Source organism: Pseudomonas sp. RA_35y_Pfl2_P32 (assembly GCF_963970735.1).
Taxonomy (GTDB): domain Bacteria; phylum Pseudomonadota; class Gammaproteobacteria; order Pseudomonadales; family Pseudomonadaceae; genus Aquipseudomonas.
This window is the reverse complement of sequence record NZ_CAXAQF010000123.1, coordinates 1-620: the sequence shown is the minus strand read 5'-3', so window position 1 is coordinate 620 and position 620 is coordinate 1. Positions and strand designations below refer to the sequence as shown.

2 protein-coding genes are annotated in these 620 nt (G+C 72.6%); both read right to left on the bottom strand.

The genetic code is table 11. From position 1 onward, the window contains the following. Window positions 1-190, bottom strand: a 190-nt coding sequence (locus AACY45_RS27425) for a hypothetical protein (protein WP_339548591.1), incomplete at its 3' end; no start/stop codon positions are given. A 97-nt stretch (window positions 191-287) separates the two neighbouring features. After that, window positions 288-620, bottom strand: a 333-nt coding sequence (locus tag AACY45_RS27420; protein WP_339548589.1) for an HK97 family phage prohead protease, incomplete at its 5' end; no start/stop codon positions are given.

Sequence of the window (620 nt, the reverse complement as noted above, 5' to 3'; positions counted from 1 at the left end):
CATAGCCCCCGGCATCGCCGCTCACGGCGGTAAACGCCTTCATCTCGACGCTCGCACCCGAGCGCAGGAAAGCGCCGAACCCGGCCTCGCTCGCCGCACCGCCCCCCGCCAGCAGCGGCCGCGCCACCACGCTTTGCACCGGCTGCGTCTCGAAGCTCGCCTCGAGCGCATCCATCGTTTCGTCACCCATGTCCGTCTCCTTGCTTGAAAGTCCCGCCCAAAGAAAAAGGGCGCCGCACGCGCGACGCCCCTTCAGGCCCTGTCCGAAAATGCAGCGCTCCCCCGCGTCACGGCCCGGCGGCCTGCTCCTCCACGCGGTGCACCCGCGCCAGCGGCTGCAGCGGCCGCGCGACCAGGCTGACCTCGACCAGATCGACCGTCGTCAACTCGCGCACGTTCCCCCGCACCGCCCCCCGCGCGCGGAAACCGATCGACAGCCCGCGCAAAGCACCCCCGCGCCCCAGCCGCGCGACGCGCGCATCGTCGATCCGCCCGATCACACGCAGCCCGCGCGCATCGGTGGCGATCCGCTCGATCGTGCCGACCGCTTGCCCGCGATGCTGCCACAGCAGCGGCACCGCCGCGGGCGCATCGCCGAACGCCCCCACGCGGATCACGTC